Raw genomic sequence first — 25145 nt, forward strand, 5'->3', positions numbered from 1 at the left:
AAAAACACACGACCATAATATCATGGGAATTTTAGATTCTGTATTAAAAGTATTTGTTGGAGATAAATCCAAAAAAGATATAAAAGACATTCAACCAAGAGTGCAATCGATCAAAAACGCTGAAAAAGAGATTGAAGCGCTTTATGATGACGAACTTCGTGCTAAAACGTTAGAATTCAAAGAAAAAATAAATGATGCACGTCAAAGCATTTTGCATAATATAGAAGCATTACAGACAGAAGCTGATGGTATTGAGGATATTGACAGAAAAGAAGATATCTATGCAGAAATTGATGCCTTAAGAAAAGAAGCGTATGAGGTTACTGAGAATGTACTAAATGAAATTTTGCCAGAAGCATTTGCAGTAATCAAAGAGACTGCTAAAAGATTCGCAAATAACGATACTATTGCTGTTACTGCATCTACTTATGACCGTGAGCTCTCGGGCACTAAAGAATATGTAACGTTAGATGGAGAAAAAGCTATCTGGTCTACAAGTTGGGATGCCGCGGGTAAAGAGGTAACCTGGGATATGGTACACTATGATGTACAACTTATCGGTGGTATTGCATTACACGAAGGAAAAGTAGCAGAAATGCAAACAGGAGAAGGTAAAACTCTAGTAGCTACCCTTCCTGTTTATCTGAATGCATTATCAGGTAACGGAGTGCACTTAGTAACTGTAAATAATTATCTGGCACGTCGTGATAGTGAATGGATGGCACCTATTTTTCAGTTCCATGGAATGACTATCGATTGTATTGATAATCACAGACCTAATTCAGCAGAACGAAGAGCTGCTTATAATGCTGATATTACCTACGGAACTAATAATGAATTTGGTTTTGATTATCTCCGTGATAATATGTCTCATTCTCCAGAAGATCTAGTACAACGTAAACATAACTTTGCTATTATTGACGAGGTAGATTCTGTATTAATTGATGATGCACGAACTCCTTTAATTATATCTGGTCCTATCCCAAAAGGAGATGTTCATGAATTTGATCAGTTGAAGCCCAAAATTGCAGATATTGTTTCGGTACAACAAAAAATGCTAACCAGTGTTTTTGCAGAGGCTAAAAAACTAATAAAAGAAGGTGATACTAAAGAAGGTGGTTTTAAGCTATTGCAAGTATATAGAGGAATTCCTAAAAACAAAGCATTAATTAAATACCTGAGTGAAGAGGGTGTAAAAATGTTACTTCAGAAAACTGAAAACTTCTACATGCAGGATAATAACCGTGAGATGCATAAAATCGATGCGGATTTATACTATGTGATAGAGGAAAAAAACAATCAGATTGATTTAACGGATAAAGGAGTAGAACATCTTTCTGGTAAAGACAATCCTGATTTCTTTGTATTGCCACAAATTGGTATGGAGATCGCCAAAATAGAAGGAGAAGGTCTATCCAAAGAAGAAGAAGCAGAGAAAAAAGAAGAATTATTCAGGGATTATAGTGTAAAAAGTGAACGAATCCATACTCTACGCCAGTTATTAAAAGCATATTCATTATTCGAAAAAGATGTTGAATATGTAGTGATGGACAACAAAGTAAAAATTGTTGATGAACAAACTGGTCGTATTATGGATGGACGTCGATATAGCGATGGATTACACCAGGCGATTGAAGCAAAGGAAAATGTAAAAATTGAAGATGCTACCCAAACTTTTGCTACAGTAACGTTACAGAATTATTTCCGTATGTATGGGAAGTTATGTGGTATGACAGGTACAGCCGTTACAGAAGCAGGAGAGCTCTGGGAAATCTACAAACTGGATGTAGTCGAGATTCCTACTAACAGACCGATTGCAAGACTTGATAAAGAAGATTTAGTATACAAAACAAAGCGAGAAAAATATAACGCAGTTATAGATCACGTTACAGATTTATCAAAAGCAGGAAGACCGGTATTGATTGGTACTACTTCTGTAGAAATTTCAGAATTATTAGGAAGAATGCTAACCATGCGTAAGGTACCTCATAACGTACTGAATGCCAAATTGCATAAAAAAGAAGCCGATATTGTAGCAGAAGCTGGTAACCCTGGTGTGGTTACTATTGCTACTAATATGGCTGGTCGAGGTACTGATATTAAATTAAGTGATGCTGTAAAAGAGGCTGGTGGTCTTGCTATTGTAGGAACAGAACGACATGATTCTCGTCGTGTAGACAGACAGTTACGCGGACGTGCCGGTCGTCAGGGAGATCCGGGAAGTTCTCAGTTTTATGTGTCCTTAGAAGATAACCTGATGCGTTTATTCGGATCAGAGCGTATTGCTAAGATGATGGATAGAATGGGATTAAAAGAAGGAGAAGTAATTCAGCATTCTATGATCTCTAAATCTATAGAAAGAGCACAGAAAAAAGTAGAAGAAAATAATTTTGGTGTTCGTAAAAGACTGTTAGAGTATGATGATGTAATGAATGCGCAACGTGAAGTAGTATACAAGCGTCGTTATCATGCCTTATTTGGAGAACGTCTGCGTGTAGATATTGCTAATATGATCTACGATACTGCAGAAGTAATCACAGAAGGAAATAAAGGTGCACAAGATTTTAAAAACTTTGAATTCGAATTGATCCGTTACTTCTCTATGAGTAGCCCGATTACTACAGAAGAATTTGAAAAAATGGATCCTCAGAAAATTGCAGGTGAAGTATATAAAGCTGCATACGAGCATTATCAGGACAAAATGAAGCGTAATGCAGAAAGCGCATATCCTGTGATTAAACAAGTGTATGAAGATCCTGCTAGTAAGTATGAGCGAATTCTGGTTCCATTTACCGACGGTGTAAAAAGTCTGAATGTTGCCACTAATCTGGAAAAAGCTTATGAAACTGAAGGAAAACAGTTAATCACTGATTTTGAAAAAAATATTTCTTTAGCCATTATTGATGATGCCTGGAAAACGCACTTGCGTAAAATGGATGAATTAAAACAAAGTGTACAATTAGCCGTACACGAACAAAAAGATCCTTTATTAATCTATAAGTTTGAAGCTTTTGAGCTATTCAAAGCAATGATCGAAGAGGTGAATAAAGACGTGATCTCTTTCTTATTTAAAGGAGAACTTCCAACAGGAAATACACAGGATATCTCTGAAGCAAAACAAGTACGTAAAAAAGAAAATCTGGAAGCTTCTAAAGAGGAAATTCAGAATCTTGATGAACGTTCTTCTCAGAACAGAGCTGCAGGACAAACGCAGCAACAACAAGTGACAGAAACTATCGTGCGTGAGCAACCTAAAATAGGACGTAATGATAAGGTTACTATTAAACATGTAATGAGTGGAGAAAATAAATCATTAAAGTATAAACAAGCCATCCCATTGATCGAAAAAGGAGAATGGGTTTTGGTTAATGACTAATATCCATTATTTTAATAATGCAAAAAAAGCCTGAAACTTGATGTTTCAGGCTTTCTTGTGAACTGTCACTTCAGGTCAATTTATATATTTTCAAAGAAATCAATATAGTGTTGTCAATAGAAACATACTATAGTAGGATACTAATAGTAACAATAATATAGATGAATCGTCTTATCTGTAAACAGTAAAATATTATGATCACCAAAATTAATCTACTTTTATTCTTTTTTATATTAGGTTATAATCAAGGTCAAGCCCAAACGCTAGACACTCTCATTAATGTTGGCAATCATCAACTACATTTTGAAATAATAAAAGGAAATAATACGCCTATCATTTTTGAGGCTGGAAACGGAAATGACGGAAGTGTATGGAAATCAATTATAAATGACATCTATAAAGCAACAGGTGCTACCTTAATAACTTATGATAGAGCTGGTTTAGGCAAAAGTGAAATCGATACTACGAACATTTCTTTCAAACTCGAAATTAAACATTTAAATACAGCACTTCGAAAGCTTGGTTATACTAAAAAATACTTTTTAGTCGCTCACTCATTTGGAGGTTTTTATGCTTCTGAATTTGCACTACTAAATGAAGATAATATAACCGGAGCCGTTTTTATTGACATAGCAACACCTTGTATGACTACAAAAGAATGGGCTTCTCATTACAAAAACAGCCTCACTCCTGATGTTTGGGCAATGCTCAAAAAACATAGAGAAGGTTTATATTATGTGTTACAAAACTTTCCAGATATTGCCGACTATATGTCTACACGTTACATTTCTAATGATATACCATTAACCTTAATTGTTGCAGAAAACCTACCCGACACCAATACTTTAAAAACAGAAAAGGATAGAACAAATTGGATAAGGTGCTTGAAAGAATTTGGTAACCTACCTAATCACACCTATGTGGTGGCTAAAAACGCTGATCATATAATTTGGGAGAAAAACCCTGAGATTGTTGTAGAAGAAATCGCAAAACTATATCTAAAAGTTAACAGTAAAACAAAGTCAAGCCGTTAAAATTGAACAAGATCAATCGCTATTAAGAGTTAATACAAGAAAGTATTTCAAGCTTTCTATTTTTTATTAATTAATCACTTTTTTAACTTATCTACTTTTTTCATATTTAATTCTTAGAAACACATATTTCAAAATCGTAACAATAGAAGATCATCTATAGTAAAACTCACAATACCCATACACTCCACTCCGCTTTATAATGATATATCTACTTTCTTAATTTTACGATTTTATAAATACAACTCTTTCTTTTTAATCGAACCATCAAAAACTTATAAGATATACACATCCGCCATTAGTGTATAACACACTATTTGCCAAACACCTACGCCTAAGATTATTAATATTTTATTAATTCATTTTATGCTTTGTTTAACAAAAATCCTCACAAGTTAACCAGGTCAATTACATCTAAATATTAAATCTTAAACCTAGAAATCATGAAAAATTTAACTTTAGTAATTACATTACTTTTTAATTATGTGCTTTTTGCACAAACATTTACAGATGATATTGGTATTACTTATACCATAACTTCTGATGTAGAACCCTACACTATAGAAGCTACTGATTATGATATGTCAAGTCAAACGTTAACAATACCTGATAGTGTTACCAACAATGATATTGAATACACAGTAACAAGTATTGGAAACAATGCCTTCGAAAACAGTGCATTATCTAGAGTAGATATTCCCGATAGTGTCATTAGTATCGGAGAATTAGCATTTCAGAACAATAATTTAACCGTTATAACGATTGGAAGTGGAGTGACTAATATTGGAGAAGGCGCTTTTATTCTTAATTCATCAATTAATGATGTTTATTATAAAAGTTTATTTCCCGAACGATTTTCCGATACTCTTTTTAGTGAAGGTGTAAGTAGTTCCATAAATCTTCATATTCCTGAAGGGTCTTTGTATAAATATAAAGTATACGGGTGGGTTCCATATAAGTTTAATTCTATTAATGTAGGCTTGACAAGTCCTAGTACAAAAGTATTTGATGTAGATCGGATCGAATACACAATAACCTCTGATACTTCACCGTATACAGTGGAAGTGTCGGGAAGATCTATTGGTGGTAGTGAATTCAGAGATGTGATCATACCGGATAGTGCCACTAATGATGGTATAACATATACCGTAACCCGTATTGGGGAGAATGCCTTTGATGATAATCATTTAACTGGTATTACTATCCCAAATACAGTAACCAGCATCGGGGATTATGCGTTTTTTTATAATGATTTTACCGAAGTAATCATTCCGGATAGCGTAACCAGTATAGGGATAGCTGCTTTTAAATCTAATATTACTTTAACCAATGTAACTTTTGGGAATGGTTTAGTTACTATTGGGAAACAGGCTTTCTTAAATACTTCATTAGAAAGTGTAATCATTCCAGATAGTGTGATTAGTATTGGGGAAGATGCTTTTTTGAAATGGGGTAATATCATGACTAGTCTTACGCTTGGCAATAGTCTGACCAGTATAGGGGAATTTGCTTTTGGTAATAGTGGTTTAACCAGTATTATCTTTCCCGAAAGTCTTACCAGTTTAGGAGAGGATGCTTTCTCTGGTACTACAACCATAAGCAATATTACTTTTGAAAACCCTACGCCTATACCTTTTTCTAATTCTTACTTTGATAATATTAGTGGTATAGACCTTATTATTCCGACAGGGACAACGGATGCTTATATCGAAGCCGGTTGGATTCCAGGTAATTTTAATTCTATTACAGAAAGCAGTATGATTCCAACTCCAATCCCTATGGATTTTACTGAAGATAAAATAGAAGATCTTTCTTTCGTTATGAATATTTTCAGCAATAATATAAAGGTAGATATGGGCGACTCTATACACTTAGAAAGTTTGAGTGTATACAATTTATCCGGTGAACGAGTTTTAGAGAGCAAAGAAACTATGGTATCTACCGCCGATTTAGACAGCGGTATATACATTGTACATATTAATACAAACGAGGGCACTTTAATAAAAAAGTTTGGAAAATAAACTATAGCTTGCATAGTCAAGAAAGGAATTAAAATTATACTATTTAGTATACAAACGGTGTTATCTATTATTAAGATAACACCGTTTGTATACTTCAATTGCTATCGTTCTATAATCCCTAATTATCGTTGAAGAATTTATCTATAATTCATCACTAGTACAAGCATTAAAAAAAGCGTATAAGCTTGCAATAAATATTATTTTGTATAAAATTTTCATTAATCAAATTTTGTATTCTGTACTAAAATAAGACTTTAACTTATAAAATCATCAATCTATAAATTATAAGTAGAAAATAGAGCTTTATTAAGTCGTTTTGTTAACCCAATATATCTACAAGCTGTAAATGACTATATTTCTTATATTTGATATATGTAGTTGCCTTCGTAATTATATGTAATTGTTACCCAGAATTTAGACAAATATCAGAACTAACAAGAAAACTTGAAAAACAAAACATAAATTTTAGCTAAGTGCTAGTTCAAAAACCTGTAATTTTCTGCTTTCGCACTGCGCATAGCTAAACATCCTAACAATTAAATGAAATACAAGTTTAACATATTAATTCTATTTTTTGTTACTTTTAACGGATATACACAAGATAAAAATCCAGATTTCAGAATCACCGAAAACGGTAAGTATGTTTTATTTAGTATAGATGGAAAATAATTGTCAAAACCAATTTATGATTATGGAATCTGTTATCCGGAAATATGTGAAGTGACTAGAAATAAAAAAATCGGTTTTATAGACTATAAAGGTGTACGAATCATACCTTGTAAATATTCGCAAGCATATTTAGTTACAAAAGGAATAATAAGTCTATCTAATGAAGAAGACAAAGAGATTACATTTTTATCTTTAGACTATAAAACATTTAAGTATAAAATCTAATACATATGAATTACAAAAAAATAACATTCCTCGCATTCAGCTGTTTATTATTATTTTCTTGTGGTAAATCAGGTAAAAGACAATACGAAACTATTCCAACGGCTCCAGGTAAAACGACACCGTTATCAGCATTTGATGAATTTAATCCTAATTCAGTAACTATTTCATTTGATGATGATGAAATCACTATTGATTCTAAAGGTTTTCCAAATCACACCACTCCATACTGGCAAGAAAGTGATTCTTTATATATTAAACCTGTAGTTGCTATTGCTCAAACACCAGGTCGTATTGGTAGCCATCGCGATCGTAATCACACGCTTACTGTGTCTGCCTCGCCAGGATTAGCTGTTAAGAGTACGGCTACAAGTTTAGGTGCCATTGGCATTTCTGTAACTGGTGTACCTATTTTTAATGATTCTGAAGGACCAGGCAGACCATTAGAAGAAAAGATTGCAGAAACATTTGATTATGCCGGAGCCCATGTGGGTCCTTCTGGTTATCACTATCACTCAGAATCCTTTGATGTTCCAGAAAACACTACGCTTTCTCATGATGATAAAAAATTAATAGGAATTATGGCAGATGGGTTTTTAATTTATGGTAGAAGAGATATGGATGGTTCTTATCCTTCGGATTTAGACGAATCAGGTGGGCACCATGGAATTACACAACACAGTGATGGCGAAGAATTTTATCATTACCACATTATAAATAAATACTATTTTGGAAATTTAATCGTAATATTCGGTGGAGATTTTAAGGGTTCTCCAAGCAATATCCTATGAAACAGTACCTCTCAAAGATGAAAAAAAGAGATATCTAGTTTAGTGTCTCTGGTTGGCTTACTAAATAATTAATGTGTATCTACTTTCTTAATTTTCTCAAATTCATACGAACTATTAAAAGTATAACCTGTACCAATCACTAGCAATAATGCTCCCGTATTATCCACAGCAGTATTGACAATGATATTACCTCTTTTTGACAACCCTATTCTTCTTTTACTATGTAAGCATCCCCCCATAATATAGGGTATTCCTTGACAATCCAGCTCTATGTTCTTAAGATAAAACATACCATTTTTTAATTTTCCAGCTATGAGCGTATCCTTAATTAACCGATTGTTTTCGTATAAACCAATGTTAACAGATGCCGCGTCTATTACATCGAGCTGAACAACATATTGATTTTCTGCAACTTGTAATGAATCTAATTTATTTTTTCTGGATTTCCAGGGTGGTGCATTTACAATTTGCGAATATAGATCAACATGACCATTAAACTCAGAAAATGGATGCTCTAGATTTTTAATGTAAGGAAGAAAATAGGCTCCACTTAATTCAGAAAGATTGCCTTCTGTGATTTTTATATATTCCTTTCTAAAAGACTGATTAGAAAACGAAGCACATCCTGCACAGCACAAGGCTATGATTGTAATACATAGTATGATGTTCTTCATTTATTTAATTATGCTTAGCAATCAAATATAAAACTTAATATTGTAACTAACATCATACTGACTCCCGTTCCGTTGGTTCTAATATTTTAATCATCTTAAAGGATTTTAATAAATGAAATAAACCAGGAAGAATCACTGCACCTCCTATAATTAGTGAAATACCCAACACCTTAATCACACTATCTGGTGCGATATTTTCTAATAAGCTTACGCTACCATTTTCTAAAATAATAATTTCTGGAAAATGAGCGATTAACGCTGCAAACAAAATTAAAAACACTTGTAATCCAGCAAAAAAACGACTCACTACTCTCCTACTCTTTCTTATTGCAATCCATAACGGAATCAAAAATAATCCGGATAATAACATCGCAATCATAGCATATGGATTCTTGATGAACTCACTTACAAATACATGATCAAAAAAATATCCATATATAAAGGTTATAAAGCCTATTAGAACCACAACTATAGTTGCAATAGCAGCTTTTCTAACATATATAGTTCGATTGATGGCTGCCGCCTCTCCTATTAAAAGAACAGCAGAAAGAAATGCACATAATGCGGCAAAAAAGAAACCAACTAATACCGTAAAAACATTCAACCAAGGGTGTATAAAAACTTCATAAAAGGTCAAACTACTAACATCATCTACTACCTTAATCTCTCCACTAATTAAGGCACCAAATACCATACCCAGGAAAATAGGTGTAACTAGACTAGAAATTTTGAACATACCATCATATAATTTCTGAGAGTTATCAATCACCGCATCATAATGTCTAAAAACAAAGGCTACCCCTCTCAGTGTAACACCTAATAAAAAGATGGTGAGCGGAATATGTAAATTGACTACCATAATGTTATAATAGGCAGGAAAAGCGATCCACAAAATCACGATCAATATAATAATCCAGATATGGTTTGCTTCCCATACAGGACCCATCACCCGGTAAATAGTTTTCTTAGTAATTTTCTGATTTTCTTTTGACGAAAATAACTCTACGATCCCTGCTCCATAATCTGCACCACCAAGCAATACATACAAATACAAAGAAAAAATCAAAAAGAATAATACAACATACAGCATACATTAAGTATTTGAGGAATTAAGTACTTTGATCTGACGGATCATTAACCAGGTAACCGCAACTGATAAGGTAAGATATACCGCCACATACGTATAGAAACTAAACACTATACCAGGCATTGGGGTAACCGCATCCTTAGTTCGCATAATTTTATGAATGATCCAGGGTTGCCTACCCACTTCTGTAACGATCCAACCTGCTTCTAGTGCAATAAATCCTAAAGGTGCTAATAGCACAAAAAATATCCAATATTTAGTGTTAACGAGCCATTTTTTCTTTTTAAGTGAGATAAAATATAGCACTCCTGCTAGCATTAAAATACTTCCTATACCTACCATAGTTTGAAACGCATAATGCACTATTGGCACATTAGGTCGTTCATCCTCCGGAAAATCATTCAGACCCTTTACTTCGGCATCAAAATCTCCAAAAGCAAGAAAGGATAACGCATTAGGGATGGCAATTTTATAACTTACTTCTTGTGTCTCTGCATCTACGATACCTCCTATATACAGAGGAGCTCCTTTTTCTGTATGATAATGAGCCTCCATAGCAGCTAATTTTACAGGTTGTCGCTCCGCAATATCCTTCGCAGAAATATCGCCACTGATAGGTTGTAATATTGCTGCTACAGCACCAAATGTAATGGCAATTTTAAATGCTTTAGTATGTAAGTTAATTTTTCTACCCTTATACACTTGATAAGCATGAATTCCTGCCACTGCAAAACCTGTTGCTGTAAAAGCCGCTAATGTCATGTGTAATGCCTGTGTAAACCAAGCCGGATTCAGCATGGCTTGTATGGGATCAATATTAAGAAACTCTCCATTAACATAATCAAATCCACTAGGTGCATTCATCCATCCATTGGCAGCAACCACCAAGATACCAGAAGCAACCCCGGATATTCCTATAATAACTCCTGTAAACCAATGAAAACGTTCTGGTAATTTATTCCATCCATATAAATAGAATCCTAATGCAATAGCCTCTACAAAAAACGCTGCTCCTTCCAGTGAAAAAGGCATACCTATAATAGGTCCCGCATGCTTCATAAATTCTGGCCAAAGTAGTCCTAATTCAAATGACAATGCTGTTCCAGAAACAGCACCTGTCACAAAAAAGATAGCTACTCCTTTTTGCCAGGATTTAGTTAAAGTTAAATATACTTCGTCTTTTGTTTTTAACCATTTGTAGTGTGATACTACCATAAAAAAAGGCATTACCATACCAATACAAGCAAAAATAATATGAAAAATAAGGGTAAATGCCATTTGGAGTCTTGCCGCATCAAGGTTTTCCATAGAAGAATTTTAGATAAGAAATTGATTTCCCGTTAACGTGTATAAAGATACGACACAAGGTCTGTTTTATAAAGAGAATCGATGGGACTTTTTATTTTTAACATGACGTTAATAGTGCGATACTATACATCAAAAAAAGACTGTAATGGCAGCATAAAGCATAAAAAAAACCGGATGTAAATTAATTCTTAGTACTTATCTTAAGAATATTTACATCCAGTTGATACTGGGTATGTTATTATACATTTTTTTAATTTTAAGTTTTCGAAAAAATTACCTGTGAATAGCATTACTACTTGCAGCTGGTAATTCTTGTAAAAACTTTTTTAATAATGTCCAATTTATGTGTAATGGCTTTAAAATAAAATTCATCATAATTTCTATATTTTTAATTAATACTCAATTTTTAGTTGCGAAACTTACCTATGAATAGCATTGCTACTTGCAGCTGGTAATTGTTGTAAAAACTTTCTTAATGTTGTCCAATCTAATCGCAAAGGCTTTAAAATAAAATTCATCATAATTTCTATATTTTTAATTCCTACTATTTTTTATAAAACCCGATGTCAGTATTTTTATATCGGTTGTATAATGAATTCCAAAAGGCGTGCCAAAAATTAAAAAAGCTCATTTTGAACCATCTCTCCAATTCTTCATAAAAATCAAATCAAAATGAATTAACAAAACTTATAATCAATTGACAAACAAATCATTAGATAACTAAAAAACGAATATAAACAATTGTTTAAAGTCTAAAGAAATAACTAAATAAATACCTGATTTACAGCTATCTGAATTTGATTGTTAAAATTTACTTAACGTAATGTATTACAATGTAAAAGACTAAAAAATACCTTTGTTATTTCCTATATAATTACTTCTATATATTAATCAACACTTCTTTTTCTAAGTTAAAGCTTCGTTAAAGCTATAACATGTTATTAAACGATCTATATGATCCTAAGTCTAACTCAGAGTATCATTAAATAATTATTTCTTTTTTAAACGAAACCAACTATATTGAACCAAAATAAAAGGAAGTATAGATTCGTTATAAAACCTCTAACATTGATTCTCATGAAAATTTTAAAAAGAAACCCTTTACCTGTAGTTGGATGTGTTATTCTAGTCTTATGTTTAGTCTTTACTTCTTGTAGCAATGATGATGATTCATCAACTGATGATACAGATACTGGTGAGGAAAATGAAAATTCAGACACCTATATTATGGCAGCAATTACAGGTACAGAAGGAGATGTCTATATAATTAATCAAAACGGTGACGAACTTTTTAGCTGGGATATAGATCTGGCATTAGGTAATGATGCTAATTTATTGGAAGATGGTAGTCTTGTCGTCGCTTTAAAAACTGCAGATGCACAAATTACCTTTGGTGGATATGGCGGAATCATTAGAAAAATCAATACAGACAAAACAACTGATTGGGAAATTACATATGCGCAGGGAGAGGAATACATGGCTCACCATGATGTAGAATATCTGGCAAATGGCAACATTCTCTTTCCTGTTTGGGAAAAAGTAAGTGCACTCGATGCTGCAACAGCAGGTTTTGAAGAAAATTTTGACATCTATCCGGAAGCTATTATTGAGATGAATCCGCTAACAGAAGAAATCGTTTGGGAATGGCATTCTAAAGATCATTTAATACAGAATTATGATGCTACAAAAGCAAATTTTGGGGTGGTCGCAGATAATCCTAATAAAATAGATATTAACTATAATAAAGCACAAGATAATGGAGATTTGATGCATATTAATGGTATAACACTAGACGAGATTAATGATATTATTTATGTAACTGTCAATAATTACAGTGAGGTATGGGTGATTGATCATAGCACTACGACAGCGGAGGCAGCAACAAATAGTGGAGGCACATACAATCTGGGTGGTGATTTAATATATCGATTTGGCAACCCTCTTACCTATGATAACTCAGGAGATGTAACGCTGAACCTTGTACACTATCCTAATCTTTTAGAAAATGGCAATATGCTGGTATATGGTAACGAAGTATATGATAATCAATCAGAAGTAATTGAATATCAATTAAACCCTCCTTATCAACTAGTGCCTGGACAAGATAACGAACCTTCTGTTGTATGGAGTTTTACCGATCCTGAGCTCTATACAGCAGGTCTGGGAGGCGCCGTGCGCATGGATAATGGCAATACTTTAATTACTGAAGCCAGAGCAGGAACCTTATGGGAAGTCAGTGAAGCTGGTGATATCGTTCAAAAATATGAAACGAACTATTCTACCATCTGGCGTGCGTATGTTTTCTCTTCTGATGATCCAGCGATTACAGCATTAGGATTGTAATAATTCGTTCTATAATATATAAACCCTCTGTCTCTTTCGATACAGAGGGTTTACCTTTTTCAACATCTTTTCTTATAACATCATTTATAAACCTTATGATTTGTTCTGGATAAGAAAATTTTTCGGGATTAGGGAATAAAAAAGAAGGTGTGCGGATTTCTGCAAGGATAAAAGAGAAGCAAATAGTATCTTAGTCACGTCAAATTAAAAAAATAAAACACACAAAACCGTACCACCTCTATGAAACTCCTCCATACGGCAGACTGGCATTTGGGACATCGCTTACATGAACATTCGCAATATAAAGAACAGTTATTTTTTTTACAGTGGTTAACTGCTCAGGTTGATGAATTAGAAATAGATATTTTATTGGTCTCCGGAGATATTTTTGATACAGGTGTACCCTCTGCTCAAAGTAGAAAAATGTATTATGATTTTCTGATCAATCTACAAAAGACGCATTGTACACATATCGTTATCACTGGAGGTAATCACGATGCTCCAGGCACTATTAACGCTCCAAAAGAATTATTACTAGCCTTATCCATTCATGTAGTAGGCAAAGCTACAGAAAACATTAGTGATGAAGTTTTTAACTTAACCGTAGGAGAAGAACAAATTATCATAGCTGCAGTCCCATATCTCAGAGATCAGGATATCCGTCGGGCTGTTGCAGGAGAAACCTTTGATGAGATTACAGATCGTTATAAAACTGCTTTAGTCAATCACTATACAGAAGCTGCTAGTTATTGTAAAAAATTGCAATTAAAAAAGGTTCCTATGATTGCTATGGGACATCTTTTTGCAATTGGTGGGTCTACCTCAGATAGTGAACAGAATATCTACGTAGGCACATTAGGACATATTGGAGCAGAGGATTTTCCAAAAACTTTTGATTACGTAGCATTAGGTCATCTGCACCGTCCACAAATTGTAGGAGGTTGTAATCATATTAGATATTCTGGTTCTCCTAATATTCTTAGTTTTAGTGAGATTGGTTATGAAAAAAAAGTAGTCGTATTAAAGACTGAAAAGGATACGATCACAGAAATTGAAGAAGTAACTATCCCAACCTTTAGAAAAGTACTTCGTATCAAGGGAACCATAGAAGAGGTTACCCTAAAATTAAAAGAGATTGATACTAAAAATGATACCCTTACTACCTGGGTAGAGGTAATTTTAGACACTGACTCGGGAATTCTTATAGATAAAACTGAAATTTATAAAGAAGCTGAAAAATCAGAGGTATTAGTTATCAATATTAAGACCAAAAACGAACGAACAATCAAGGGGCTTGAACAATTAATTCATCATTCACAGTCTATTAAAGAGTTATCTCCATTAGAAGTTTTTACAAAAAAATGTGAAGAAGAAGGGCTTAATTTAACCGAACAACCAGAATTATTAGATGCATTTCAGGAAATTGTACATATCATTAGAGAACAAAAAGTGTAGCTTATGAAAATACTAAAAATTGAGTTGCAAAATATCAACTCTCTAAAATCGGATATGCCTATCATCATCGATTTTGAAGATACTATTTTTCAAGACGTAGGACTTTATGCTATTACCGGAGCAACGGGAGCTGGTAAAACTACCATTCTGGATGCTATCACTATCGCCCTATATCAGGAAGTACCGCGATTTAACAAACCTAATGTCAAGGCAGGACTTGTTGATGTAGTCAGTTATGGCGCAATACATGCTATGTCACGAGTTACATTTATAAATAAAAATATCCGGTATGAAGCGCAGTGGAGTATCCGTTTAACTAGTAAAACTGGTAAAAAACTAACCAAACCAGATGAGAATGTCCGCTTAAAAAACCTATCTGCTAAAAAAATAATTGCCGAAAAAAAGACCGAGTTTAAAACGGCTATAGAAAAGATTACCCAACTCTCCTACTCACAGTTTCTAAGATCTGTTATGCTGGCTCAGGGAGAGTTTGCAGCTTTTCTCTCTGCTAATGCCAAAGAAAAAGGAAACTTACTGGAACAAATTACCGGAGAAGAAATTTATAAAAAAATTGGAGAAGCCATTGGTGCCAGAAAATCACACGAGACTAAAATTTTAGAACAAATACGTTCTAAAGTTAATACAGAAGATCTACTATCTGATACCTATCGTGATGAATTACAGAAAGAACAAGAACAAATCGCTTTAGATATTAAAGAATTAGTACCAAAATCAGATCGGCTGGATAAAATATTACACTGGTATAAAGAAGAAAAAAAACTACAAAACGATCAAAAAACACTCCAACTAAAAGAAGAATCGTTACAAAAAGAAAAAGAAATTCAGAAACCAGTTATAGAATTACTTACTACTCATGAAAAAGCGATCCCATTTAAAGAGCTTTTGGATGAAATTAACCGTACAGAAGAAATATTAAAGGATAAGAGAACTCAATACAGAAAATTAACCGGAGCTATTGATATACTTACTAAAAAGTTAAGTACCGCCCAAAATGAGGAAAAACTAACATCAGAAATCCTTACTAGGAAAGAAAAAGAACTACAAGAATGGTTACCAAAACTAGAAACTGTTACTCAATTAGATACTAAAATCAAGCATATAACTCAGCAAAAAGATTCAGGTAATCAAATATTGGCTCCTCGTATTGAAGCTGTTAAGAAACTTGAAAAGGAAATTGAGGGTCAACAGTTATTAGTAAAACAACTAAAAAAAGAAGTAGCAATTCTAGAAAATGAATTGGCTACTACCAAAAGTGTATTGGTTTTTGAAGGCAATATTAATAACTGGAACACACAGCTAACCCTCAGAAAAAATGAAAAAGCACAAATAAATGAGCTATTAGATCAGATCACAAAAGAAAGTAATTCTTTAAAAGATTTACAATCAGATATCCAGGTGGCGCAAGAGAAATTTGATAAAGAAAATACTGGTATTGATGCATTAAATAAGAAACTGAAAGATGCTGAAGATCTATTAGCAAAAAATGACTTATCAAAAGCGCTTACTACTCAGGAATCGTTTAAAAATCGACAAGAAACCTATACAAACGCAATGCGTATTGCTAAGGAGTATCAAATTGAATTGAAAAAGCAAAGTTCTCTTCAGCTTGACATAAAAGCATTACACAAGACAAAGCAAACCCAACAGAACGAATTAGAAAAGCACACCTCAGCACTTCAATTCGCACAGCAATCTCTGCAAGACGCAGAAAAAATACTGGAACAACAGCGTACGATCCAAACTTTTGAGGAAGAACGTAAAAAGTTAGTTTCATCAGCACCCTGTCCTCTTTGCGGTAGTACTGAGCATCCTTATGTAGATTCTTATGAAACTACTGAACTATCAGACAGTCAAAAAATGGTTGCAGAACGAAAAGAGACTCTCTGTAAAGTTAAGGATGTTATTCAGCAACTGGAAATTAATATGGCAAAAGAGAATACTTCTTTAAAAAATCAAACAACCTTGTTAGGTGAATGTACTGTGCGTGTACATACGTTTTTATCAGATTTCAAATTATTGCAAATTGAAGAAAACATTGATAATGTAGAGGGTATCCAAGAGAAATTATCCACTGTCCGGATTCGATTACAGAAGATTATACATAATATTACTACTGCACAAGAGCTACAAAAAGAAAAAGATGAGCTACTTAAAAAAATAACTGCTGAGAAACTAAAAACAGACAAACTAAAACAACTCATTATAAAAATCACCGAAAGTATAAAAAACAGCAATAAAGATCTGGATTTCAAAAAGATAGAAAGAGATAAAAAAACCAAAACGGTTGCCTTGATGGAAAATAAATTACACGAGGATCTGATAAAACATCAACTACAACTTCCTGCCACAGAAGATACCGATAATTTTATAAAAGAAATTACCAATAAAGTAATCTCCCATAAGGAGAAGGAAAAACAATTAGAAAGTCAGAATTATCAATTATCTCAATTAAAAAATACACTACGAAATAATCAAAAACAGATAGACGAAAAAAATAAGGAAAATAGTAAGCAGCAGGAAGAAATTGTCGGGTTAGAAAAAGAATTACAACAGCACACGACACAGCGAAAAAATATCTTGCCTTTAGAAATAACTGCTGAAGAAAAAAGAAATGAACTTCAGAAAGCTGTAACGACAGCAAGAGATAAATCAGAGGCAGTAACCACCGTGCTTCAGGGCTTAAAACTAAAGCAAAGTAGTGTACAGCGAGAATCTGAGGTATTAAAAACAGATGGCGAAGGATTAAAAGCTAGACTAATTAAAGATCAGGAAGAACTGCTAAAACAGATCAAAGGCGGTCCTTTCTCTACGTTAGAAGCCCTAAAAAATGCCTTATTACCTGAAGAAGAGGTAAGAAAATATAATACTATTCAGGAAAAATTACAATATACCGAAATAGAATTAATAACCCTCAAGCAAAAATGGAGCTCCTCGTTAAAAAAACAAAAAGAAACGCAAAATTTTAAAATCCCTCTGGAAGAAGCAACCAAAGAAAAAGAAGAATTAGAGAAATCTAAAGACGAACTTCTTACAAAAAAAGGAAGTATTCAGCAGAAAATAAAACTAGACGATAAAATCAAAGACCGTAATAAAGGGATTTTTGATGAAATCGATGCACAACAAAAGATTTTAAATACCTGGAGTCAGCTTTTCAGAATTATTGGCAATTCTAAAGATGCTTTTAATACTTATGTGCAGCGTCTTACCTTACAAAACCTAATTCATCTGGCAAATATCCATTTGTACAAACTGAACAAACGATATTCACTAAAAATGCAGGAGAACTATAAAACAGGAGAAGAACTTAACTTTATGCTTGTCGATCATTATCAGGCTGATGAAACCCGATTAGTGGATACATCCAGCGGTGGTGAGAAATTTTTAATCAGTCTTTCTTTAGCACTGGGATTATCAGATCTAGCCAGTCATAATGTACCGATACAATCTCTGTTTATTGACGAAGGGTTTGGTACGCTAGATACACACACATTAGAAACAGTTATTGTCACCCTAGAAACGTTACAATCTCAGGGCAAAATGATAGGTATCATTTCTCATGTAGAAAATTTAAAAGAACGTATTGCAACCCAAATTCAGGTTATTAAAAAGAATAATGGAGTGAGCGAGGTTCTTGTATCTTGATGTACTATTAAAGTACCTGCCACAACCGATAATATATGCATCTACTTCGGAACACAATTCTTATTGTAATCCAATTATTAATCAAAGCTAATAACCTTGTTTTTTTCTATTATTTATGCATCGAAAAATTAAACCGTAGTTATCCCGATTGCCATCAGGATACTTGAACTTTATAATTTGATCTAGCGAAAAAATTTTCAACTTATTTAAACCTGAAATAAAAATTGGATTGGTATTAATCACCAACCCATCATTTTTTTCACAGGTAAAAAATGATGGGTCAGTGATTAAAATAATTTATTAATTTATTCTACAGTATATCTAACTAGTACCAGGTTATCTAATACCACATTTGTAGACCATATAAACTGTGCGTCATTACTCGCATCATCAAATATGTCAGTAAAATTAGTATATGATGGTTTATTATCCACACCTATCGTCTCATTAGTATATGTAGTTGCATCTGGCCATGCACTATCATCAAATCCTTCTTCATACCAATCTGAAGGTGTCTCCCAATGTAACCCATAATAAGAAGTTCCATCAGCTGAATCTTCCTCATCACAATTATCAGATAGTCTGGCATTTGTAGTTGCATCTTCTGTTACACACGTTAAATCCTTAATGGGAGCTGTATAGAACGTTTGCGCTTTCCAGTCACTTCCTGTAATTGCAACTGTGGCATCGGATTCATCTTTAAAGACAGCAACCATTCCACCATCACCAGGATGATAATCAAATCCACTATTATTTTCAGAACCTAATCCAAGATTTTCTTCCCAATCCACTAATTTCATTGCAACCGTATATGGTGCTGTAACTCTGAAGCGAACTATACTAGAATTAAACTCTGTAAAAGGTACCGCATCCTTACCTACTGCCACACCATTGACATACATTTCAAAATAATTATCAGCAAAAATATATGCGGTAATTACTTCTCCATCGCTATCAATCTCAATAATATCGCTACCATCTAATGCATTGATTGCATCCGTCGCATTATCATATACATTGCCATAAGTATTATGTAAATCTGATGAGAATGGAAAGGTATCATCCGTAAAATTAACCTCTGCAGGAACAGTCCATGTAGTACCATCTGTTGCTTCGATACTTCCTACACCTGCAATCCGAATACCGTCTGGAAATAAATTTTCTGTTGTGGTTGTTGCGGGACCTTGGGTCACGGATGCCGTACCAGTATAAGTAGAACCAGAAGCTGTATCGTCATCATCAGAATCTGTATTATCTAATACATATCCCTCTGGTTGATCACAGGCTTCTTGACTTACATCCGGATTACCTAACCCATCACCATCTGCATCTTGATACCAAGTACTCGTTGTACAAGAATCATCATCTTCATTATCATCTTCTGAACAGGCAACAAAGCCTGACATGGCTATTGCCATTATAAATATCAGTATTTTAAGTTTACTTTTCATAATTATATTATTTAAGAATTTTATTTTAAAACGTAGCTACTAAATAGTAGTATTTTTATGGACACTAGGATTAGGCTATTATGCTTACAATGCTAATTCACATCGTTAAAGGTCAAAACAGCTTCATCAATAATAGTCACTGTTGAGATGGCATTAATCATAGTATCGTAATCTACATCTACAGAACTTGAATCAGGCAAATCTGGTGGTGTCTCTGACAATGCATATAATGTGATTATATATTCATGACTTCCAGTACTTGGAGAACAAGGAGATGTGTATGATATTGCATTTCCATCCTTATTTGTTCCCATAAACCAGTCTCCATCATCTGCTGTACCGTAGGGTATCTCAACCACAGTAGGATCTATATCCCATAATAAGAGATATGAATTAATTTCTGTGGGATCATCTGCATTAGGATAATGATGCATGATTACTGCTAGAGAATTTGCCTCTTCTGGTACATTCTCCCAACTGAGAGGAATTGAGTTTTCAATTCCATCAACTTTTTCTTCACACTTATATGCATCAAGAAGTTCTCCATTTTCATCAATAGCAATACTGGATAGTGTAAATGTTAAGTCTGAAGCATCGTCTTGATCGTCATCGTTATCATCATCGTTGCATGCCGCCGCTATCAGAAAGAAAGGGCAAAGCATTAGAATGATTATTTTTTTCATCATTTTCATTTTAATAGGATTTATCTTTGATAAGTTTCTACGGTCGATGTTCCATCTGGATTAACGAATTCATACGTATACAAACCTGTATCATCCCAACTATAATTTACCATATAATTTTCTGAGTCAACTGTATAAGTTAATGAATATGAATTCTCAGCTATTGTTTCAAAATCTACGATTTCAGCTCCCGCTAATGGTGTTCCAGCTTCTCTTAGTGGTTGAGTCATCGCTTGTGGAATTACCTGATTTTCTGGAGCGGTAGTAGCTGGATCTAATGTTACCTCTCCTCTCATACCTGCAATAAAATAAGGAGCTTCAGATATTGTATGGTATTGATAAGAACCATCTTCATTAAATCTTCCCAAATATTCATCTAATTCTTCTGTGGTTTCTCCATAGACAGGAAATCCGTCTAATGCATAGGCAATGGGCATATCTTCCCCTACGGTTGATTGCAAGTGCGTTGGCGGCACATGGTAATGATAGTCATCTGCTCTTCCGCTATGACCACCCCACTGATCTAATTCTCCGATAGCATTCGCATCTTCTCCCCTATTGTTCAAAGGATTGAAAATTGGAATTCCATTTGCTGCAATAGCTATGGCCCCTCTAAGTAAATTTGTTTCTGTAGACAGCGGGTTTTCTGCTAATACTGGTTGAATAGGTATTGCCCAACTGTTATCCCCTGTGTAATCTATATCTATAGGAACTTGCTGTTGCCAACTCGTAATACCAACCATCATGTTATGATCTGGCAATCCATTTGAAGATATGTAAAAATAAGTATCATCAGATGAAGTAGTGACTCCCGAAAAACTTTCGAATATAGATGCTAAAAACGAAAGATCATTTGCAGGCACTTCTGTAATTTCTTCAGAATCCGTATCATCAGAATCATCTTCGTCAGTGGAATCGTCATCACCACATGATACAAATGAAATGATTATAATACCTAAGATGCCATATACTGTATGTATCATTCTTTTTCGTCTAAAAAACTGAAATACTGAAAAGAGCAACAATGCTCCCCCTAATAATAAGAGCCAACTTTTTGAGTTTAAATAGGTGGTAGAGGATGTTTTACCTATCTTTTTAGTGTTCATCATCAAAATCATTTCATGCTTTGCTTCTATATATTCCTGATCTTTTACAGAAAAATCAGAGAAATCAAACGTAAGTATTTGATGAGATGCATCGCTTAGCCATACCTTATCGTTTTCATACTTTATAAAGTCAGCTTTAAATGTGTCTGTTTTTGATGTTAATTTCCATTCTTTTAAAGGAACTCCATGTCCTTTTTCATGAGCCGATAGACTCAAGCAAAATGTTACTAGTGTGATAATTAAAAGAAACTTTTTCATGAGGTTTTATGTTTTATATTTTATTTTTAGATGTGATCTTTTCGTTGAACTTGCGGGAATTTTTGTTAAAAAAAGCACAAAAATGATACTTACAAACAGAAAATATTAACATATAATTTTCACTCTCGTATGGAATCCATAAATTATATGATTCATGAATTTTGTCACTTTAATAGAAAAAACGAAGTAGCACAATTAAAATGAAACAATGGTACTACTATAAATGGTAGAATAAGTACTGGTAGACAAGTAACGTGAAGTTTTATTGCTTAAATTCTCGTTTAATTTAATGGTATTTTAATTCCAGAAATAAAATAATCCGGATTATCAGTGCCAAAGGCCATGTACACATAAAGAGTTCCATCTTTTATAATAGGTGAAGCAAATGCACCTAAATGATCCCAAGCCCAGTCATACACAGGATATTTCCTATATAGTTGTACAGGATTAATTAATAAAGGACTTCTACTATCGTGAATCCACGTATTTCCATCCCAATTCATTAATCCATATTCTCTATTATTAGAGGTTACATAATCTGACGACAACTCTTCACTGCCCAGTAACACATGTAATTTTGAATTAAAAACAATATACGATGCATCATCCGCTTTACCTCTTAAATAACCACTATTATTACTACCTCTATGTAATAAACTAGAGGATATAATACTACTATTAGAATCCAAAGCACTAAATAAATCTGTGGCAATTACTTCATGAATTTCTCTATCTATAAAATTAGGGTTTCTTCTATGAAAAAGTATTCTGAACTGGTCATCAAACTTTGTTAAAGCTAAGGGGAAACTGTTTTGATCTTCTCCATTCCAATCAGAAATCATAATCTCTTTGGGTTGCTGTATGATTGTAAGATTTTCATCAATGATCATATAGGCAGATGTATAATTATCATTAGGTTGTTGCACTCCCAGTAACACAAGAAAATTTCCATTTTCTAATTTGTATGGATTATCTGTAGAAAAAACATTTCCATTTGTTTTTGCAAATGGAATCATATCGGTACTCAAAATTTTATCATTATGAAATGTCCAGTTCTCTAAATCGTTACTAGTCGCATAATAAAGGCTCCGTGAGGCGTGAGCTCCAAAAACCACAGGAGTAAGAAGCACGTATGTTCCATCAGATTTTTCTATAATACCACCTGGTTGAATATAATTAAAAACACCTTCAGTAACACTCGTTGGATACGAGTCAAATAGTGGACGATCATTAATAATACTATAATTCACAAAGGGGTTAAAAAATTCTATTTTAGCACCTGAATTTTTATTTAAGCTTCCAAGATACGTTTCTCCCAGAGTAATCCAGCCACTATCTAAATCTACACTTATAATCTCTACTACTGTTGAAGCCTCACCGCCTTGAGTTATAAACCAACTTTGATTATCATTACTTTCAATTGTTAAGTTTTCAATGTTCGTATAGTTGGTTTTAATTCTATTATTCAATTCATCATACTCTGTTATTGTTATTGGATTCAATCGCTCAATATTATTAATTCTATCCGAAATCAAAGCATTCGAAAATAAATAATTGAGACTTCCTTCCGGGAAAACTTCTTCATAACCATACTCAGGATTGTAATCTTCTGTTTGGCTCAAGTCGTCTACGCGACAAGCTATGATAAAGAAAAATATTGATACTAATAGTATTTTTTTCATGTACTAAGTTTAAGAGTAAGGTTAAAGAATTTGTTCTGATTATATCGTTAATGAATGATTGCTTAGGATCTTCTCAAATTTTAATATTGACATACACAGGAGTATGGTTGATTTTTAATAAAAAATTGAAAAACTAAATTTAAAGATTGGGTGGGATTGATCATTAAACACAATTTATTTTTTAATACTTCATAAAATCAGATTTAAAAGTTTGTGTTCTTGATTGGATTACTGTTTTATTTAAAAAAGTTTCCTGTCCTTTTTTATGAGATAGTAGACTCTGATGAGATATTATTAAGACAATAGTCATAGTGAAGTCATATTTGTATTTCATTTTTAGATGTAATCATTGATATTAACTTGTGTGGAGTTATGTTAAAAAAAACAAAAAAGACCATTAAAAAATTAATAGTCTTACGCTACTACTCTGATTTTTATTTTTTTGGTGGTGGTTTTCTTTTTCCATCTGATGCTTCCAGAGCATCTATTCCTTCATCTTTTTTGCCCTTATTATGTAATGCATCATTAATTATTTGTGCAAACTTTTCTTTTTGTTTAGCATCACAAATTTTTTGAATCTCTTTAAAATGATAGAATACACTAATTCGCTTTTCTTTTTCTTTTTGTCCAAGTAATGATGTTATAGAATCAACCGCTTCTTCATCTACAGAAACATCAGACAACTTATTAAAGAGTACATCTTTTAAATTTTTAATATCTGCAGATAATCTCATCATAGTCTCTTTATGATTTTGATTACTTTCTTTGTACTGTGCTAATTGTTCTTTACTAAACTTGAGTTCCTTGACAATAAAATTGGTAGGTTGTTGCGGTTTTTTAGGTTTTCTATCCGTCGAGTCACACATATGATTATATATAAAAAAACCATTGACTACAATTAAAAAAACAAGTAAAATATATAAGATAAAATTTTTCTTCATATGTTTATTTTAATAATTTTTAAGGAAAACTTAATGTAGATGTGTCATTATCTGTAGATAGTTCAAACGATTCTGCAAATTGGCTCACATCTTCTTTATAATCTGTTTTTTGGAGTTTAGCTAATACTAAACTATTCAAAATCAAAACACAAATCAACGTTGCAAGTTGCATTTTGGGAGCAAACCAAAATCTAACCGTTTCTGGTTCTTCTTTTTCTAAAAATAACCGTTGCATCACTTTATCTTTAAAAAATGGTGATACTTCTACAGTTTCAATAGTATCAAACGCTTGTAAGGTCTTATCTATAGTACTTTGTATATCCTTATTTGTCTTCATATTTTTCACCTCTTACATTTTTAGATGCAATAATTTTCAAAAACTTG

The 25145-nt window shown here is 33.2% G+C and carries 17 protein-coding genes; 8 read left to right on the forward strand and 9 right to left on the reverse strand.

Annotated elements, in window-relative coordinates; all coding sequences use genetic code 11:
- The first annotated feature begins 22 nt into the window (after positions 1-22).
- The 5 genes from secA to ABD816_RS00135 all read left to right on the forward strand — a co-directional run bounded on the left by secA (position 23) and on the right by ABD816_RS00135 (position 8110).
- Positions 23-3376: a preprotein translocase subunit SecA gene (gene secA / locus ABD816_RS00115; RefSeq protein ID WP_344923648.1), complete on the forward strand. Its 3354-nt coding sequence runs from the start codon at positions 23-25 to the stop codon at positions 3374-3376.
- Between the two features lie 194 nt (positions 3377-3570).
- Positions 3571-4410 (forward strand): alpha/beta fold hydrolase, encoded by an 840-nt coding sequence (locus ABD816_RS00120; RefSeq protein WP_344923650.1) that lies wholly within the window; start codon positions 3571-3573, stop codon positions 4408-4410.
- A gap of 440 nt (positions 4411-4850) precedes the next feature.
- The gene (locus tag ABD816_RS00125) at positions 4851-6428 is read left to right on the forward strand and encodes a leucine-rich repeat domain-containing protein (RefSeq protein WP_344923652.1); all 1578 of its coding nucleotides are present in this window, start codon (positions 4851-4853) and stop codon (positions 6426-6428) included.
- Between the two features lie 669 nt (positions 6429-7097).
- Complete coding sequence (locus ABD816_RS00130; protein WP_344923654.1) at positions 7098-7322, forward strand: hypothetical protein; 225 nt, start codon at positions 7098-7100, stop codon at positions 7320-7322.
- A 5-nt stretch (positions 7323-7327) separates the two neighbouring features.
- Positions 7328-8110, forward strand: coding sequence for a YHYH protein (locus ABD816_RS00135; RefSeq protein ID WP_344923656.1), 783 nt, complete (start codon positions 7328-7330; stop codon positions 8108-8110).
- A gap of 68 nt (positions 8111-8178) precedes the next feature.
- Here the strand turns inward: ABD816_RS00135 and ABD816_RS00140 are convergent, their stop codons facing one another.
- From ABD816_RS00140 to ABD816_RS00150, 3 genes are read right to left on the reverse strand one after another with little or no spacing between them, the layout of a single operon-like run.
- A complete protein-coding gene (locus ABD816_RS00140; RefSeq protein ID WP_344923658.1) occupies positions 8179-8784 on the reverse strand; it encodes a hypothetical protein in 606 nt (201 codons plus the stop codon).
- Between the two features lie 52 nt (positions 8785-8836).
- Complete coding sequence (locus tag ABD816_RS00145; protein WP_344923660.1) at positions 8837-9874, reverse strand: cytochrome d ubiquinol oxidase subunit II; 1038 nt, start codon at positions 9872-9874, stop codon at positions 8837-8839.
- Positions 9875-9877: 3 nt separating this feature from the next.
- On the reverse strand, positions 9878-11179 hold the full coding sequence (locus ABD816_RS00150) for a cytochrome ubiquinol oxidase subunit I (RefSeq protein WP_344923661.1): 1302 nt from the start codon (positions 11177-11179) through the stop codon (positions 9878-9880).
- 1077 nt (positions 11180-12256) lie between these two features.
- Here ABD816_RS00150 and ABD816_RS00155 point away from each other — a divergent pair.
- The 3 genes from ABD816_RS00155 to ABD816_RS00165 all read left to right on the forward strand — a co-directional run bounded on the left by ABD816_RS00155 (position 12257) and on the right by ABD816_RS00165 (position 18640).
- Positions 12257-13522, forward strand: coding sequence for an arylsulfotransferase family protein (locus tag ABD816_RS00155; protein WP_344923663.1), 1266 nt, complete (start codon positions 12257-12259; stop codon positions 13520-13522).
- Between the two features lie 240 nt (positions 13523-13762).
- The gene (locus tag ABD816_RS00160) at positions 13763-14977 is read left to right on the forward strand and encodes an exonuclease SbcCD subunit D C-terminal domain-containing protein (protein WP_344923664.1); all 1215 of its coding nucleotides are present in this window, start codon (positions 13763-13765) and stop codon (positions 14975-14977) included.
- Between the two features lie 3 nt (positions 14978-14980).
- Positions 14981-18640: an AAA family ATPase gene (locus ABD816_RS00165; RefSeq protein ID WP_344923666.1), complete on the forward strand. Its 3660-nt coding sequence runs from the start codon at positions 14981-14983 to the stop codon at positions 18638-18640.
- Positions 18641-18945: 305 nt separating this feature from the next.
- Here the strand turns inward: ABD816_RS00165 and ABD816_RS00170 are convergent, their stop codons facing one another.
- The 6 genes from ABD816_RS00170 to ABD816_RS00195 form a co-directional block, all read right to left on the reverse strand.
- Positions 18946-20091 (reverse strand): hypothetical protein, encoded by a 1146-nt coding sequence (locus tag ABD816_RS00170; protein ID WP_344923668.1) that lies wholly within the window; start codon positions 20089-20091, stop codon positions 18946-18948.
- Between the two features lie 92 nt (positions 20092-20183).
- The gene (locus ABD816_RS00175; protein ID WP_344923670.1) at positions 20184-20774 is read right to left on the reverse strand and encodes a YbhB/YbcL family Raf kinase inhibitor-like protein; all 591 of its coding nucleotides are present in this window, start codon (positions 20772-20774) and stop codon (positions 20184-20186) included.
- Positions 20775-20794: 20 nt separating this feature from the next.
- A complete protein-coding gene (locus ABD816_RS00180) occupies positions 20795-22138 on the reverse strand; it encodes a YHYH protein (RefSeq protein WP_344923672.1) in 1344 nt (447 codons plus the stop codon).
- 281 nt (positions 22139-22419) lie between these two features.
- Positions 22420-23820 carry a hypothetical protein gene (locus tag ABD816_RS00185; RefSeq protein WP_344923674.1) on the reverse strand — a complete coding sequence of 467 codons (1401 nt, stop codon included), beginning with the start codon at positions 23818-23820 and terminating at the stop codon, positions 22420-22422.
- A gap of 434 nt (positions 23821-24254) precedes the next feature.
- Positions 24255-24761, reverse strand: a complete 507-nt coding sequence (locus tag ABD816_RS00190; protein WP_344923675.1) for a Spy/CpxP family protein refolding chaperone — start codon at positions 24759-24761, stop codon at positions 24255-24257.
- 19 nt (positions 24762-24780) lie between these two features.
- Positions 24781-25098 (reverse strand): hypothetical protein, encoded by a 318-nt coding sequence (locus ABD816_RS00195; RefSeq protein ID WP_344923676.1) that lies wholly within the window; start codon positions 25096-25098, stop codon positions 24781-24783.
- Positions 25099-25145 lie beyond the last annotated feature (47 nt).

This window comes from Aquimarina addita, assembly GCF_039539305.1.
In the GTDB taxonomy this organism is placed as follows: Bacteria; Bacteroidota; Bacteroidia; order Flavobacteriales; family Flavobacteriaceae; genus Aquimarina; species Aquimarina addita.

What these genes read in the sequence shown, in the direction of transcription:
- ABD816_RS00155 (WP_344923663.1), top strand. Translation starts at nt 12,257, where the DNA reads ATGAAAATTTTAAAAAGAAACCCTTTACCTGTAGTTGGATGTGTTATT.
- ABD816_RS00125 (WP_344923652.1), top strand. Translation starts at nt 4,851, where the DNA reads ATGAAAAATTTAACTTTAGTAATTACATTACTTTTTAATTATGTGCTT.
- ABD816_RS00190 (WP_344923675.1), bottom strand. Translation starts at nt 24,761, where the DNA reads ATGAAGAAAAATTTTATCTTATATATTTTACTTGTTTTTTTAATTGTA.
- ABD816_RS00140 (WP_344923658.1), bottom strand. Translation starts at nt 8,784, where the DNA reads ATGAAGAACATCATACTATGTATTACAATCATAGCCTTGTGCTGTGCA.
- ABD816_RS00195 (WP_344923676.1), bottom strand. Translation starts at nt 25,098, where the DNA reads ATGAAGACAAATAAGGATATACAAAGTACTATAGATAAGACCTTACAA.
- ABD816_RS00185 (WP_344923674.1), bottom strand. Translation starts at nt 23,820, where the DNA reads ATGAAAAAAATACTATTAGTATCAATATTTTTCTTTATCATAGCTTGT.
- ABD816_RS00150 (WP_344923661.1), bottom strand. Translation starts at nt 11,179, where the DNA reads ATGGAAAACCTTGATGCGGCAAGACTCCAAATGGCATTTACCCTTATT.
- ABD816_RS00135 (WP_344923656.1), top strand. Translation starts at nt 7,328, where the DNA reads ATGAATTACAAAAAAATAACATTCCTCGCATTCAGCTGTTTATTATTA.
- ABD816_RS00145 (WP_344923660.1), bottom strand. Translation starts at nt 9,874, where the DNA reads ATGCTGTATGTTGTATTATTCTTTTTGATTTTTTCTTTGTATTTGTAT.
- ABD816_RS00180 (WP_344923672.1), bottom strand. Translation starts at nt 22,138, where the DNA reads ATGAAAAAGTTTCTTTTAATTATCACACTAGTAACATTTTGCTTGAGT.
- secA (WP_344923648.1), top strand. Translation starts at nt 23, where the DNA reads ATGGGAATTTTAGATTCTGTATTAAAAGTATTTGTTGGAGATAAATCC.
- ABD816_RS00120 (WP_344923650.1), top strand. Translation starts at nt 3,571, where the DNA reads ATGATCACCAAAATTAATCTACTTTTATTCTTTTTTATATTAGGTTAT.
- ABD816_RS00165 (WP_344923666.1), top strand. Translation starts at nt 14,981, where the DNA reads ATGAAAATACTAAAAATTGAGTTGCAAAATATCAACTCTCTAAAATCG.
- ABD816_RS00175 (WP_344923670.1), bottom strand. Translation starts at nt 20,774, where the DNA reads ATGAAAAAAATAATCATTCTAATGCTTTGCCCTTTCTTTCTGATAGCG.
- ABD816_RS00170 (WP_344923668.1), bottom strand. Translation starts at nt 20,091, where the DNA reads ATGAAAAGTAAACTTAAAATACTGATATTTATAATGGCAATAGCCATG.
- ABD816_RS00160 (WP_344923664.1), top strand. Translation starts at nt 13,763, where the DNA reads ATGAAACTCCTCCATACGGCAGACTGGCATTTGGGACATCGCTTACAT.